Origin of the sequence: Salmonella sp. SAL04214, from assembly GCF_046550615.1 — a bacterium.
Taxonomy (GTDB): Bacteria; Pseudomonadota; Gammaproteobacteria; order Enterobacterales; family Enterobacteriaceae; genus Salmonella; species Salmonella enterica.
The window spans coordinates 98924-112596 of the sequence record NZ_JBGDXT010000015.1 but is presented as its reverse complement, the minus strand read 5'-3'; the positions used below and the strand labels follow the sequence as shown (position 1 = coordinate 112596).

General features: G+C 51.6%; 11 protein-coding genes. 3 read left to right on the top strand and 8 right to left on the bottom strand.

Features of this window, described 5'->3' with window-relative positions:
- Nucleotides 1–454: 454 nt before the first annotated feature.
- From clpB to rluD, 3 genes are all read right to left on the bottom strand, one after another.
- Nucleotides 455–3028, bottom strand: a complete 2574-nt coding sequence (gene clpB, locus ACLJQD_RS21205; protein ID WP_001235092.1) for an ATP-dependent chaperone ClpB — start codon at nucleotides 3026–3028, stop codon at nucleotides 455–457.
- A 129-nt stretch (nucleotides 3029–3157) separates the two neighbouring features.
- A complete protein-coding gene (yfiH, locus tag ACLJQD_RS21200; RefSeq protein WP_017442224.1) occupies nucleotides 3158–3889 on the bottom strand; it encodes a purine nucleoside phosphorylase YfiH in 732 nt (243 codons plus the stop codon).
- A complete protein-coding gene (rluD, locus tag ACLJQD_RS21195; RefSeq protein ID WP_000079130.1) occupies nucleotides 3886–4866 on the bottom strand; it encodes a 23S rRNA pseudouridine(1911/1915/1917) synthase RluD in 981 nt (326 codons plus the stop codon). The genes yfiH and rluD overlap by 4 nt, the downstream gene beginning before the upstream one ends.
- A gap of 131 nt (nucleotides 4867–4997) precedes the next feature.
- Here rluD and bamD point away from each other — a divergent pair, with 131 nt between their 5' ends.
- The 3 genes from bamD to ACLJQD_RS21180 all read left to right on the top strand — a co-directional run bounded on the left by bamD (nucleotide 4998) and on the right by ACLJQD_RS21180 (nucleotide 6889).
- Nucleotides 4998–5735 carry an outer membrane protein assembly factor BamD gene (bamD, locus tag ACLJQD_RS21190; protein WP_000197660.1) on the top strand — a complete coding sequence of 246 codons (738 nt, stop codon included), beginning with the start codon at nucleotides 4998–5000 and terminating at the stop codon, nucleotides 5733–5735.
- A 271-nt stretch (nucleotides 5736–6006) separates the two neighbouring features.
- The gene (gene raiA / locus ACLJQD_RS21185; RefSeq protein WP_000178449.1) at nucleotides 6007–6345 is read left to right on the top strand and encodes a ribosome-associated translation inhibitor RaiA; all 339 of its coding nucleotides are present in this window, start codon (nucleotides 6007–6009) and stop codon (nucleotides 6343–6345) included.
- 157 nt (nucleotides 6346–6502) lie between these two features.
- Nucleotides 6503–6889 carry a hypothetical protein gene (locus tag ACLJQD_RS21180; protein ID WP_001156922.1) on the top strand — a complete coding sequence of 129 codons (387 nt, stop codon included), beginning with the start codon at nucleotides 6503–6505 and terminating at the stop codon, nucleotides 6887–6889.
- 1033 nt (nucleotides 6890–7922) lie between these two features.
- Here the strand turns inward: ACLJQD_RS21180 and ACLJQD_RS21175 are convergent.
- Genes ACLJQD_RS21175 through ACLJQD_RS21155 form a run of 5 tightly spaced genes read right to left on the bottom strand, consistent with a single transcriptional unit; the run spans nucleotide 7923 to nucleotide 13668 of the window.
- On the bottom strand, nucleotides 7923–9626 hold the full coding sequence (locus ACLJQD_RS21175) for a hypothetical protein (RefSeq protein ID WP_000977528.1): 1704 nt from the start codon (nucleotides 9624–9626) through the stop codon (nucleotides 7923–7925).
- Nucleotides 9626–10171 (bottom strand): hypothetical protein, encoded by a 546-nt coding sequence (locus ACLJQD_RS21170; protein WP_000200792.1) that lies wholly within the window; start codon nucleotides 10169–10171, stop codon nucleotides 9626–9628. The genes ACLJQD_RS21175 and ACLJQD_RS21170 overlap by 1 nt, the downstream gene beginning before the upstream one ends.
- On the bottom strand, nucleotides 10143–10868 hold the full coding sequence (locus ACLJQD_RS21165; RefSeq protein WP_000267951.1) for a hypothetical protein: 726 nt from the start codon (nucleotides 10866–10868) through the stop codon (nucleotides 10143–10145). Before ACLJQD_RS21165 ends, ACLJQD_RS21170 begins: the two co-directional genes overlap by 29 nt.
- A complete protein-coding gene (locus ACLJQD_RS21160; protein WP_000122989.1) occupies nucleotides 10858–11412 on the bottom strand; it encodes a tail fiber assembly protein in 555 nt (184 codons plus the stop codon). The genes ACLJQD_RS21165 and ACLJQD_RS21160 overlap by 11 nt, the downstream gene beginning before the upstream one ends.
- A 12-nt stretch (nucleotides 11413–11424) precedes the next feature.
- Nucleotides 11425–13668, bottom strand: coding sequence for a phage tail protein (locus tag ACLJQD_RS21155; RefSeq protein WP_025614139.1), 2244 nt, complete (start codon nucleotides 13666–13668; stop codon nucleotides 11425–11427).
- Between the last annotated feature and the right edge of the window lie 5 nt (nucleotides 13669–13673).

Genomic DNA, 13673 nt, shown 5'->3' with positions numbered 1-13673 from the left:
AAAGTTTGATGCTCAAAGAATTAAACTTCGTAATGAATTACGTGTTCACTCTTGAGACTTGGTATTCATTTTTCGTCCTAGGACGTTAAGAATCCGTATCTTCGAGTGCCCACACAGATTGTCTGATAAATTGTTAAAGAGCAGGTGCGACGCGGCTTTCAGCTCACCGTCGCGAGGTGGCGTATATTACGCTTTCCTCTTTTTGAGTCAAGCCTTTATTTTCGCTTTCCTCACAGACTTCTTAACGAAGCCTTTCTGACCCGGCGGCCTGTATGCCGTTGTTCCGTGTCAGTGGTGGCGCATTATAGGGAGTTATTAGAGCCTGACAAGACCTAAATGCAAAAAAAAGCTCAACCGTTCACTTTTCAAACAACATTTGAACCAAAAGCCTATTTTCGCCTGGTTTTTAAACAAAAACGAGCCCGTCAGGGCCCGTTTTATTCAAATTTGTGACTTACTGCACTGCCACAATACGATCATCATTGGCTTCAAGGCGAATCACTTTGCCAGGAACCAGTTCACCAGACAGGATTTGCTGCGCCAGTGGGTTTTCGATCTGCTGTTGAATAGCACGTTTTAACGGACGCGCCCCGTAGACCGGATCGTAACCGTTGGCGCTCAACAGTTTCAGCGCCTCGTCGGAGATATGGATTTCATAACCACGTTCTTCCAGACGTTTGTACAGACGCTGCAGCTGGATCTGAGCAATAGAAGCGATGTGTTGTTCACCTAACGGATGGAATACCACAACTTCATCAATACGGTTGATAAATTCCGGACGGAAGTTTTGGCTAACCACACCCAGCACCATCTCTTTCATTCGACCGTAATCCAGTTCGCCAAAGCGCTCCTGAATGAGATCGGAACCGAGGTTAGAAGTCATAATGACCACCGTATTACGGAAGTCGACCGTTCTCCCCTGCCCGTCAGTCAGCCGACCGTCGTCCAGCACCTGCAACAGAATGTTGAATACATCCGGATGCGCTTTTTCTACTTCATCCAACAAGATGACGGAATAAGGACGACGGCGTACCGCTTCCGTCAAATAACCGCCTTCTTCATAGCCGACATATCCCGGAGGCGCCCCGACCAAACGAGACACGGAGTGTTTCTCCATAAACTCAGACATGTCGATACGCACCATCGCGTCGTCGCTGTCGAACATAAAGTTAGCCAGCGCTTTACACAGTTCGGTTTTACCGACCCCGGTCGGCCCAAGGAACAGGAAGGAACCAATCGGACGGTTCGGATCGGACAGCCCCGCGCGGCTACGACGTATGGCGTTCGATACTGCTTCAACGGCTTCATTCTGCCCGATCACACGGCTGTGTAACTCTTGTTCCATACGCAACAGTTTTTCACGTTCGCCTTCCAGCATTCTGGCAACCGGAATACCGGTCCAGCGCGCCAGCACTTCGGCAATTTCCGCATCCGTTACTTTGTTACGTAACAGACGCATGGTTTTACCTTCCGACTGGGTCGCGGCTTCCAACTGTTTTTCCAGCTCCGGAATTTTGCCGTACTGCAGTTCAGACATTCGCGCCAGGTCGCCAACGCGACGCGCCTGCTCGATGGCGATCTTCGCCTGCTCCAGCTCCGCTTTAATAGTTTGCGTACCAGAGAGCGACGCTTTTTCCGCTTTCCACTCTTCTTCTAACTCAGAATACTGGCGCTCTTTGTCGTCCAGTTCTTCATTCAGCATATCGAGACGTTTTTTACTCGCCTCGTCAGACTCTTTCATCAACGCCTGCTGTTCCAGTTTGAGCTGAATAATGCGGCGGTCGAGTCTGTCCAGCTCCTCCGGCTTAGAGTCAATCTGCATACGAATGCTGGATGCCGCTTCATCGATGAGGTCGATAGCTTTATCCGGCAACTGACGGTCGGCGATATAGCGATGAGACAATGTTGCCGCCGCCACAATCGCCGGGTCAGTGATCTGCACATGGTGGTGCAGCTCGTAACGTTCTTTCAGGCCACGCAGAATAGCAATGGTGTCTTCCACTGAAGGTTCTGCGACAAACACTTTTTGAAAACGACGTTCCAGCGCCGCGTCTTTTTCAATGTACTGACGGTATTCATCCAGCGTGGTGGCGCCCACACAGTGCAGTTCACCACGCGCCAGCGCCGGTTTCAGCATATTCCCGGCGTCCATGGCGCCATCGGCCTTACCTGCGCCAACCATGGTGTGCAGCTCGTCAATAAACAGAATGACGTTGCCTTCCTGTTTCGCCAGATCGTTCAGCACGCCTTTCAGACGCTCTTCAAATTCGCCGCGATATTTCGCCCCCGCCACCAGCGCGCCCATATCCAGCGCCAGCACGCGACGACCTTTTAAGCCTTCAGGGACTTCACCGTTAATAATGCGCTGCGCCAGCCCTTCAACAATTGCCGTTTTACCTACGCCCGGCTCACCGATCAAGACGGGGTTGTTTTTGGTACGACGTTGCAGTACCTGAATGGTACGGCGAATTTCTTCATCACGACCAATTACCGGGTCAAGCTTGCCTTGTTCAGCCCGCTCGGTCAGATCGACGGTATATTTTTTCAAGGCCTGACGTTGGTCTTCAGCCCCTTGATCGTTCACGCTTTCACCTCCGCGCATCTGTTCAATTGCCTGAGTGATATTGGCCGTGGTCGCACCGGCTGATTTCAGCAGATCGGTTAACGTGCCGCGAGACTCAAGCGCCGCCAGAACAAACAGCTCTGACGAAATAAAATTGTCCCCCCGTTTTTGCGCCAGCTTGTCGCAAAGGTTCAGTACGCGTACCAGTTCCGAAGAAGGCTGTACGTCGCCGCCGGTGCCTTCCACCTGCGGTAAACGGCTCAGCGCCTGATCGATAGCGGTGCGCAACTGGCCAGCATTAATGCCGGCGGAGGTTAATAAAGGACGTATCGATCCCCCTTCCTGGTTCAGCAAGGCGCTCATTAAATGAAGAGGTTCGATGAATTGGTTGTCGTGCCCCAGCGCGAGCGACTGGGCATCGGCAAGAGCAAGCTGGAATTTGTTAGTAAGACGATCCAGACGCATAACTCCTCCCATAACAGGTCAAAATTGCTACTGGAGATTAAATGAGGTCATCCCTCAATTATTCAAGGTGAATGACCTGAATTATGTGAAAAGAAAGTTACCCGTACCGGATCGTCTTGATTCTTTAGGTTATATCAGCCAAATAAAACTTGCCATACGACCTGTCGTCTTGTCGCGACGATAAGAGAAGAAAGTCTCACTTTCGCTAAAGGTGCAGCGATCCCCGCCATAGACATGTTCAACGCCGGTATTCGCCAGACGTTGGCGTGCAAGCTGATAAATATCCGCCAGAAATTTTTCCCCGTGCGGCAAAAATGCGCTATCGGCTTGCGCATCTTTTGCTAAAAATGCGTCACGCACTTCCGGCCCCACTTCAAACGCGGTCGGGCCGATCGCCGGACCTAACCAGGCGATGATATTTTCTGGTTTGTCAGCAAAGCAGATGACAGTTTCCTCCAGTACGCCTTCACATAATCCGCGCCAGCCCGCATGAGCCGCCGCCACTTCTGTTCCCTCACGGTTACAGAATAGCACAGGCAGGCAGTCTGCCGTCATTACCGCGCAGACGGTTCCTGGCGTATTGCTGTAAGACGCATCCGCACGTTTGGAGGCATAAGGTTCTCCGGTAAGCCTCAACACATTTTTACCGTGAACCTGTTCAAGCCAGACAGGTTTCGAAGGCAGATTGCCCGCCGCAAACAGACGCTTGCGGTTCTCTTCAACATGCTCCGGGTTATCGCCGCAATGCGCGCCCAGATTCAGCGAGTCGTAAGGCGGTAAACTCACCCCGCCAATACGGGTAGAACTACAGGCTGCGACGCCTTTCGGCAGCGGCCACTGCGGGACAATCAGTGCATTCATAACCAGTCCACATCATCTTTATGATCTTCGAAATCGGCGCGCATCGCATCGATAAGGTCCACCATATCCTGTGGAATCGGCGCGTGCCACTCCATTTCGATACCCGATACAGGATGGTAGAGACGCAGCATCGTTGCATGAAGCGCCTGGCGGTCAAACTTACGCAGAGTGGAAATAAACTCTTCCGATGCGCCTTTCGGTGGACGTGGACGACCACCGTAGACCTGATCGCCCACTAACGGGTGCGTAATATGCGCCATATGCACGCGGATCTGGTGCGTACGCCCGGTCTCCAGACGCAACCTAAGACGCGTGTGCACACGGAAATGTTCCATAATGCGGTAGTGGGTCACCGCCGGTTTGCCCATGGGATGCACCGACATATGGGTACGTTTGGTCGGGTGACGACTGATGGGTTCATTCACCGTTCCTCCCGCCGTCATATGTCCGATCGCGACCGCTTCATATTCGCGGGTGATCTCGCGCAGCTGCAAAGACTCCACCAGGCGCGTTTGCGCCGGAACGGTTTTGGCCACCACCATCAGCCCCGTCGTGTCCTTATCCAGACGATGCACAATGCCCGCGCGCGGAACATCCGCAATCGGCGGATAATAATGTAGCAACGCGTTCAGTACCGTACCGTCCGGGTTACCCGCGCCAGGATGTACCACCAGATCGCGTGGTTTGTTGATAACCAGAATATCGTCATCTTCATAAACAATATCTAACGGGATATCCTGCGCTTCAAAACGAATCTCTTCGTCGATCTCCGCATCAATAGCCACCCGCTCGCCGCCTAACACTTTTTCTTTTGGCTTATCGCAAAGTTGACCATTGACCAACACGCGCTGATTCAAAATCCATTCTTTTATACGCGAACGTGAATAATCCGGGAACATTTCGGCCAAAGCCTGATCTAAGCGTTGACCGAGTTGGTTTTCGGAGACCGTTGCTGTGAGTTGTACTCGTTGTGCCATATACAGCTTCTTCGTTTAACGTTGGGTTTTACGGCTTTGCCGTTTAATATAGTGTGCTATTGTAGCTGGTCTTAACCGGGAGCAGGAACAGAGAATCTCCCGTAAAACATTTTGAGGAAAGTCAAAACGTCATGACGCGCATGAAATATCTGGTGGCAGCAGCCACGTTGAGCCTGTTTCTGGCGGGTTGCTCGGGTTCAAAGGAAGAGGTGCCCGATAATCCGCCGAATGAAATCTACGCGACTGCTCAGCAAAAGCTGCAGGACGGTAACTGGAAACAGGCAATAACGCAATTGGAAGCGTTAGATAATCGTTATCCATTCGGACCGTATTCTCAGCAGGTGCAGTTGGATCTTATCTACGCCTATTACAAAAACGCCGATTTGCCGCTAGCGCAGGCCGCCATCGATCGTTTTATGCGTCTTAATCCAACGCACCCTAATATTGACTATGTCATGTACATGCGCGGCCTGACGAACATGGCGCTGGATGATAGCGCGCTGCAAGGTTTCTTTGGCGTCGATCGCAGCGATCGCGATCCACAACATGCGCGGGCGGCGTTCAATGACTTTTCGAAACTGGTACGCAGCTATCCTAATAGCCAGTACACCACCGACGCCACTAAGCGTCTGGTATTCCTGAAAGACCGTCTGGCGAAATATGAATATTCCGTCGCAGAGTACTATACCGCGCGCGGCGCATGGGTTGCGGTCGTAAACCGGGTAGAAGGTATGCTACGCAATTATCCTGATACGCAGGCCACGCGCGATGCGTTGCCGCTGATGGAAAACGCCTATCGTCAGATGCAGCTGAATGCGCAGGCTGACAAAGTCGCGAAAATTATTGCCGCTAACAGCAAAAACACCTGAAGCAATACCAACAAGCAAAACGGCAGCCTTCCGGCTGCCGTTTTTTTATTCGATATCTGATGCAACAGAAATGATTTCACTGCAACGCATCCAGTCAAATATGGCCTGCTTTCAGCCATTCCTCAAGTAAAAGATCGCTTCTTCCTGCGATGCCTCACAAAAAGTTCGCCTTGACAAAAAGTGACAAAATAATGTGATTTACATCACACATTTTGACATTAAGAACGGTATGCTGGAATCACCAAGACGGGAAAGACAAGAGGTAAAATTTATGACAATGAACATTACCAGTAAACAAATGGAAATTACTCCGGCAATTCGCCAACATGTCGCAGACCGTCTCGCCAAACTGGAAAAATGGCAAACTCACCTGATTAATCCTCATATCATTCTGTCTAAAGAGCCACAGGGCTTTATTGCTGACGCCACCATTAATACACCGAACGGACATCTGGTCGCCAGCGCAAAACACGAAGATATGTACACCGCTATTAATGAATTGATCAACAAGCTGGAACGGCAGCTCAATAAAGTGCAGCACAAAGGCGAAGCCCGTCGTGCCACCGCATCGGTGAAAGATGCCAGCTTCGTCGAAGCAGAAGAAGAGTAGTCCCTTACATTGAGTGTATCGCCAACGCGCCTTCGGGCGCGTTTTATTTCACTGTAGCACACTGAAATAAAAGGATTTATTTCAACCAGCGTCCACATATCGACCACATCGACAACAAAAAACCCCGAATCTGGGGTTTTTTCATATGGAGTCTTAAATGCAAGAGTTAGAAGGAGCACCACTACATCAGTCAAAACTGGCCGGCGTCAGGCTTGCCTGTCCTCCTGAACTTTCAGCTTCAATAAAAGATTACTTCAAAAGTAACGGATTTGACGTTAGTAACTCTGTTTGCTTTTCCAACAATGCACCGGATAGACTTAATCTCATCTTTGAAGTGGCCACTCAGGCAAGGAAGTTAGCAGGGGTTATTATGGGATTACTGAACAGGAACGATGTTGAAATCGAGTTGAATCTTTGCACTCGCGGTGATGAACCGAAAACAGCAAAGGTAAAATTGCGTAGCCTGAAAGATGTTGAGGCTTGCGAACGTCTGATCGATAAGCTGGCATCAGTGGTTGTGAAGCCCAAACAAGACGACCAGTAAACGCAGCAATAGCCCCATTCTCTGGGGCTTTTTTGTATCTGCAAAATATTAAAGAATTTGCGCTCCCCCACCTCTCATATTTAAGACGGCCATCGGAAAACCGTCACAACCATCACGCATCCTGAAATCACACATTAACCACATGATTATTATAAATAAATGTTGTGACGGTAAAACCATCACAAAACGTAACGCAAACCGTCACACCCAATAAATTCAGTGAGTTATAAAACAGATTTGTGATGATCTAAGACCGTCACACTGTGATGCTGTTGTGATGTTTTTGTGATGGTTTTAGTAATGCCTATTTATTATTCAATATCATATAGATAGATACTATTTTTAAATCTTGTGACGTTTGTGACGGTTTTCCGATAGTCCCCCTCAATTTTTGAAAAAATCAGAATTGGTCAGAAATTACCCTGATTTGTTGGTAGTTTTGTATATCTAACTGTTAGTGACTTGAGCACTGGAGCGTCTACGTTAGTGCAGGTATGGCAATGGTTCAGGCTGTGCAAAGTATTTCAGTTCCGCATTCCACTGCCATTCCGCGCCAGAGTACGCCAGTTAAGGCCTGGACACTTACACGCTCTTACGTGATCCCGCTGCGGTCGTTACGTAAAAAGTCACGTAATCGCTGTTAATCCCGCATGTAATCAGGCTCCGATATTTCTCCCCCATAGCCGGCAATCGCACAAAAACTGAAATCCTTGAAATCTGTTTCACACATTTCAGTTGGCGAACCACTGCCAAAGCCCCAGCGCTGGCGCGGTCTGGCGATGTGTTTTGTACGACCGGAAAAACTGAAATCATTCTCAACACGAAAACCGCAGGCGGGTGCGGTGTAGCGCCGTTTTCGTCACTTCCTCCGTTATTTCGTCGCCAACAGACAGCCGCAGCGGCTTGCTGTGCCACTGAAACAAATGAGGTAATGGATGAACGGGGGCAGATATTAACGACTCTGAAAATGCGTCTGACGCGGTCTGAAAGTGGGGATAAAAAAGCCCGCATTATGCGGGCTGAAAAGAGAGAATCAGGCGATGATGTTCTGGTACTTGCTCCGGGTCTGCCCGGCCTTTACTGCTGTCTGGTTGAATGCTCCGGCATTGGTCGGCGTACCAACACTGGGGTGTGAATGGCTCGCGCACTGCTGCGCCAGCTCTGCCAGTAAATCAATGGTGTCCAGCATCATGGTCAGTGTGTTGACGCTCTCACTGCCAATATGGACGGTTGGCCCCATAATTTGCTGACCGCCCGATGCCACCGATTTACGCAATGCGGCAATCTTTTCTGTCAGGGTTCCCCCCACATCAACATTCATGGCACCGGCCACTTTCGTGGACTGCTGCCCGGCGATTTCGGTTTCTTCATTTCCTGTAATACTGGCCAGCCGGTTTCCTTTTACCGCCTGGCTGAAGTCGCCAGCACTGACCTGCTGTATGGCTCCGGCCATCAGCGTGGCGGTACCCAGTACTGTGATTTTATCCGTAGCTTTCACCGTGGTTTCACGGCTGACCAGTTCGCGCCGTTCCGTATCGGCTTTCACCGTCCGCGCCATCGATGTTTCACTGATGGTCTGATCCGTCTGGCGTACCCAGTCTCCTGCCTGTGTCACGCGTTGCGAGACTTCCGCCCGCTGCTGTTGCAGCTGTTCGCCGGGCTTAATGTCCGGCAGACTGGTGCCATCCGGCAGCGTCTGCCTGATAAAGGGCTTATCCGGCCTGCCGCCCGTAAACGCCACCTCTACCAGCGTTCCTTCCGGTGGAAACTGGAACATTCCCGAATCGTTACCGGCCATTGGCACCGGCAGCGGTACGGCGGAATATACCGGCGTCTGGTTGTCCGGGTTGCCGTCCGCGTCAAGCAGCTGCACGTCAACAGCGTACCGTGGCCGGAACGGGTCGGCAAAATTACCGCTTTTTACGGCCTCGCTTGGTGCCACTACCCTGGCCAGTTTGGGCAGGTGAAGACCTGAAGCCAGTTCCGGGTAATGGCTTTCTATCTGACGCTGCGCCGGTGTTTTCTGTAATGGCTGACCTGTGGCGCGGTTCCGTGGTGTCCACGTGATGGTCATTGTGTCATTCGTCAGATGAACTTTGGTCACGCGTTCCCCGTTCACGTCCACGCCCGGACGAAGACTCTGGATCACCGGCAATGTCATGGAATTACCGCCCGCCGTTCCCTGGCTGAACTCTGCCGGGATTTCTACCGGACGTCCGGCAAACAGCGCCTTTTCTGCGCCGCCGACATACAGCGAACCATCCGGCAATGGATACCAGATGTAATCCGTGATACTGAATGCCCTGCCCAGATTATTCAGCAGCTGGTATCCCGTCCCGTTATGGGTGAAATGGGGGATCGGTTTATCACTGTACGGCACATCCGGTACCGCAATGCTGATCCCGCTGTTTTCCTCCAGCCATCCGGCCACATCGCGCAGTGTGGGATGCTGGAATGAGCATGGCCACATCCGTTCAAATACGCCAGCCAGCTCGCGGACGAACAGACGCTGATAACCGTTTTCGGCAGGCTGTGAGCGCTCCACATAGCCGGTAAACCAGCGCAGAAGTAAACCGGAATACCCCACATCCAGCCGCACCAGTTTGCCGGTGTAGTCTGTGGTCGTCTGTGCCGTAATAAAACCACGTCCGCAGTTGTTCAGCTCCAGCACCAGACTGGCGTCAGCCAGGTGTATTTCATCCGTTGAAAGGTAAAGGCGTTTTACTGGTTTCATCATTAACCCAAAGCGTCATTGACGGGCTTCAGCACCCTGCGTTCAAACCACGTCAGTTTTTCTTCATCCTCTCCGGCACTCTGGCCACCGGATTGTCCCGTACTGCTGGCCGTCTGTTTTTTTGCCGTTGTTTTACCGGTTGCCCTGGCTTCCCGCTTCTCCTGTACGCTGACATGTTCCGCCAGGGTGAACGTGACCAGCCAGGCCATTTTCCCGTCCTGCTGCGGTGCATCCAGCATTCCGCTGAATGTGGCCTCACGAAAATTCACCGCTCTGGCCACCTCATGCGCAACGCGGTATTTCATGCGTTTCCCGTCTGCATCGGTGGCGCTGGCCAGTTCAAAAATACGCTTCAGGATCTCCGGGTTTTTAAAGGGTATTTCGCCGCTGATACGCAGCTCTTTGCCCTTTGCCCCCTGCTCTGATTTGGTGGTCGCGCTGGTCTGACCGGACTGGTCTTTATCCTGAAACTGCTGGGAAACGGTCACGCGCATGTTTTTCAGCAGTATGGCCTCACCATTAAGCGCCAGTGTCGGGATCGACGTCATGAATCATGCCCCTTATTCCATCAAGATTTTTTCCGGCCAGCATGATTGCCGCAGTATAAACGGCTGAAGGCTGCGGAATGTCCTTTACCAGCGCCAGAAGGGTGGCGGCGGTGTCGCCACTGGCCGTAAATACCCATGCCCTGGCGCTTTTCCCCTGCAAATCAGCAAGGCCGCTGGCCACATCGTTAATCAGGCTGTCACGCAGTTGCGTAAATTCCCCCAGCTGTTGTTTCAGCCCGTCCAGGCTGAATCCGGCGCCAGCCGCTTTCTGCGCCTCACTGATAGCGGCAGCGGATAACGCTGCCCTGCTGGTCGGAACGGACAGCGGAATGGCAACCGGCAGTCCTGCCCCGGCTTTCGCGGGGATCTGCATTTTCTCAGTAGCCAGTGTCGCCGCAGACTCAGCCAGACGTCTAACCTGGGTGAATGCGGGCGCGGGGAAAACATCCACCAGGCTGTTAAGCCCCTTCATGAAGTTTTCATGGGTCTGTCCCGTTACCATCATGATCACCACATCGGTATTGCCTCCCGTTCCGGCCAGCCTTTCCGCCAGATAATGGATTGCATTGACCGGACTCAGGTATGCCCCGTTATCTGTCTGCTGCCCCAGACCGTGAATCCACGGATGCGCCGGAACGACAGAACAATCCAGCGCAGCCAGAGAATCCGTAAAAGCCAGACGCGCTTCACGCCACATCCGGTACCTCCGGCCAGTCAGGGGAAGCTGTATCCACACGGTTAACCATTACGCTGTAGAGTTCCCATGCTTCAAGCCGTTTAATCTCTTCATCTGTGGCAATTTTTAGTTTTACTGCCCGCGCCAGTGGTGCAATGGCTGATTCAGCCTCAGCAAGGCGGCGAACTTTTTCAGCTTCCGCCTTTTTACGCAGCTCTTCCGGCGAATAAACCCGTTGAACGACTTTACCGTCTTTAAACTGCCAGCCGCCTGAAATATCAGCGCGACGGTTTTCATCCGTATCAGGTAGCTCCGCCACGCTCTGGCCTGCAGGCCATAAACCGGAAATATCGCGCGTGATACACGTAATAACATCGTTATCGTCGTAGGTAATTTTCAACGTGTCTGCTGAAAATAATTGCTGGCATGCATACCAGTCCTGACCATCCTCTGATTGTAGATGCGCCGCACCGGCGAATAATGTGTCGTCTGGTTCCGGTGTATACGGAATGAAATTTTTAATATTTAAAAACTGCTTGTTCTTTTTATTTTTTGCCGCTGTCATAATTATTCCTTCTTATACACTTGGGGCTGTCACCCACGTATCACCAACCAGATACTGAATGGGACGGTAATAAACCTTGTCATCACCACCTTCCATTTCCCAGCTACCGTCAGTATGGAATCCCGTCACCACCTGTCCGCCGCCAAGCTGAAAATCACGCCACAGACCGCCAGAAAGCGCCACAGGGCCGAGCCTGACCGCTTTGACCATATTCGAGTAGAGGTAGCCGCTCAACCAGGCGGCATTACCTCCCCCCCACACGGTGCCTGATACGTCTCCGTTATTGGCGTAGATGGCCCCGCCTGCACGAAGTGTGTTAGCGGTGATATCTCCATTGACCGTAAAGACAATCGAACCATCAGGATTTCGCTGGCTGTACAGATGCCACCCCTGATCGTCGTCCAGTTCAATAACTGTTGGCCTGTTTGCGTCGCCCCATAAATTAAACGTGGCTGTCATTGTCGAATTATTATTGCTCGTCAGTGACAGTTTTTTTGCGTTGCCTGCGCGTACGGCACCATTAGTGAGAACATCTACTGACATGTGCAGCCCGGAATTGTCGATATAACCAACCAGAGCATTATTGGCATAAATCCCCAGAACGCCGTCACTGTGCCACTTAAACCCTGTATCGTTATCGCCGAATACAATCGAATTACCGCCCAGCGCATTATCAGTACCAATGCCTAACGGACCGTTTAGCCTCCCTCCATTAACTGACAGCGCTCCGACATCTTCGGGAGTAGGTTTCATCAGGCTGTTATACAGCGTATATGTCTGACCGCTGGTTGAGTTTCCCGGCTGTACTGATGAATATTCAGGCGTACTGTGTAGCGTGACATTTGCATTACCGGTGTAATCATATTGCGCAATTAACCAGTACGCATACTGGCCGATATTAATATAAATATCGTAGGTGTCGCCTGATGTATTAACCCATGCGACCTCGTTAGCAGCAGAAGGTGAACGCCTCCATAATGTGGCGGTTATTCCAACAGGTGAACCATTACCGGCACGCAGTACCAGTTCACTGATTGCCGCTTGCTCACATGATCCAACGTTATACCCCGAACCTCCATAAAGCTTAATTACCGCTGTTGATGTGGACTGCGGCATTACAACCGTGGCGATTTTGAACCAGCCTGATTCGCCAAGTGTAATGGTGGTCGACGTTACCGCGCCGATAGTTCTCGCAAATTGTTTTTTGTCCGGAATATCGCCGCCATTACTGTTTTTCTCCAGTCGTCCGTTCGCATTATCCATAGCCGCTTTAACCGCTTTCGGCGTTGCGGCCAGCATCTCCGAATCGCTGTTTGTTTCACTGCTTAACTGCACAAACCCTTTTTCGCGGGTTGTGGCGTCCGGATGATTACGGGATTGTTCATGTTTTCTCAGCGCATCGCTGGCCTGCTGCTCATTCAGCGTCCCTTTCGGGCGTAAATCCGTAATATTGCCGTTTTCATCAATACCCGCCACCGCAAACACATAATGCTGTATGTCGTTCTGCACATAATCCGCCAGGTTGTCAGCAACCGTAATACGGGACTGCACACCCCACACGCTGGTAAGCGTTCCTGTCCAGCATACATCCAGCCAGACTTTGACCGGCCTGGTTGTCACGGTAATATTCAAGTTTTCTGCAAGCGTTGTGCGCAGCCCTGCCACATAGCCGGTACCTTTGGTCACATAAAACTGATTCCCGCTTTTCCCGACCAGATAGCCGTCACCAAAAAACGCCGCCGCCCCGAAGATGTCGATATTTTCCAGGCGCTGGCGCTCGTCCATTCCGGCCATACGCGCGGTAAAGTCAATCTGCCAGGTCTCAGCAGGCGTATTAATTCCGGTTTCAGCCTGTGCGCCGTTATATTCCATCAGAAACGAGCGCGTAAGCACGTTCCCCTGTTGCCCTTCAGCTGTTTTAAGTTTTTGCTGTAATGGCGCATGAACAATCATTGCCAGCGTACCGCTGGCCTTATTCAGCAATCCAATCCAGTTAAAGGAAAAATCCCCCACGTCCGCCCCCAGTACGACGGAATGCACCACGGCGTTGTCATTCACCACACCCTTACGGCTGACGGCCTGCCGGTGAACAATCTGTTCAGCCGGTGGCAGGGTTTCATTGCGGTCAACCGGCTGATCCGGATCAAGTCCCGGTACGTTAGCGAACACAAATTCATCCAGCAGGACAGGCTCCCCCGTGGCACCCTGTTGCGCTTTCCACTGTTCAAATGCCAGTGTAATTGTTGTCTGTGACATATAAT

Coding starts and splice junctions, on each gene's coding strand:
- clpB (WP_001235092.1), bottom strand. CDS start 3,028: ATGCGTCTGGATCGTCTTACTAACAAATTCCAGCTTGCTCTTGCCGAT.
- yfiH (WP_017442224.1), bottom strand. CDS start 3,889: ATGAATGCACTGATTGTCCCGCAGTGGCCGCTGCCGAAAGGCGTCGCA.
- rluD (WP_000079130.1), bottom strand. CDS start 4,866: ATGGCACAACGAGTACAACTCACAGCAACGGTCTCCGAAAACCAACTC.
- bamD (WP_000197660.1), top strand. CDS start 4,998: ATGACGCGCATGAAATATCTGGTGGCAGCAGCCACGTTGAGCCTGTTT.
- raiA (WP_000178449.1), top strand. CDS start 6,007: ATGACAATGAACATTACCAGTAAACAAATGGAAATTACTCCGGCAATT.
- ACLJQD_RS21180 (WP_001156922.1), top strand. CDS start 6,503: ATGCAAGAGTTAGAAGGAGCACCACTACATCAGTCAAAACTGGCCGGC.
- ACLJQD_RS21175 (WP_000977528.1), bottom strand. CDS start 9,626: ATGATGAAACCAGTAAAACGCCTTTACCTTTCAACGGATGAAATACAC.
- ACLJQD_RS21170 (WP_000200792.1), bottom strand. CDS start 10,171: ATGACGTCGATCCCGACACTGGCGCTTAATGGTGAGGCCATACTGCTG.
- ACLJQD_RS21165 (WP_000267951.1), bottom strand. CDS start 10,868: ATGTGGCGTGAAGCGCGTCTGGCTTTTACGGATTCTCTGGCTGCGCTG.
- ACLJQD_RS21160 (WP_000122989.1), bottom strand. CDS start 11,412: ATGACAGCGGCAAAAAATAAAAAGAACAAGCAGTTTTTAAATATTAAA.
- ACLJQD_RS21155 (WP_025614139.1), bottom strand. CDS start 13,668: ATGTCACAGACAACAATTACACTGGCATTTGAACAGTGGAAAGCGCAA.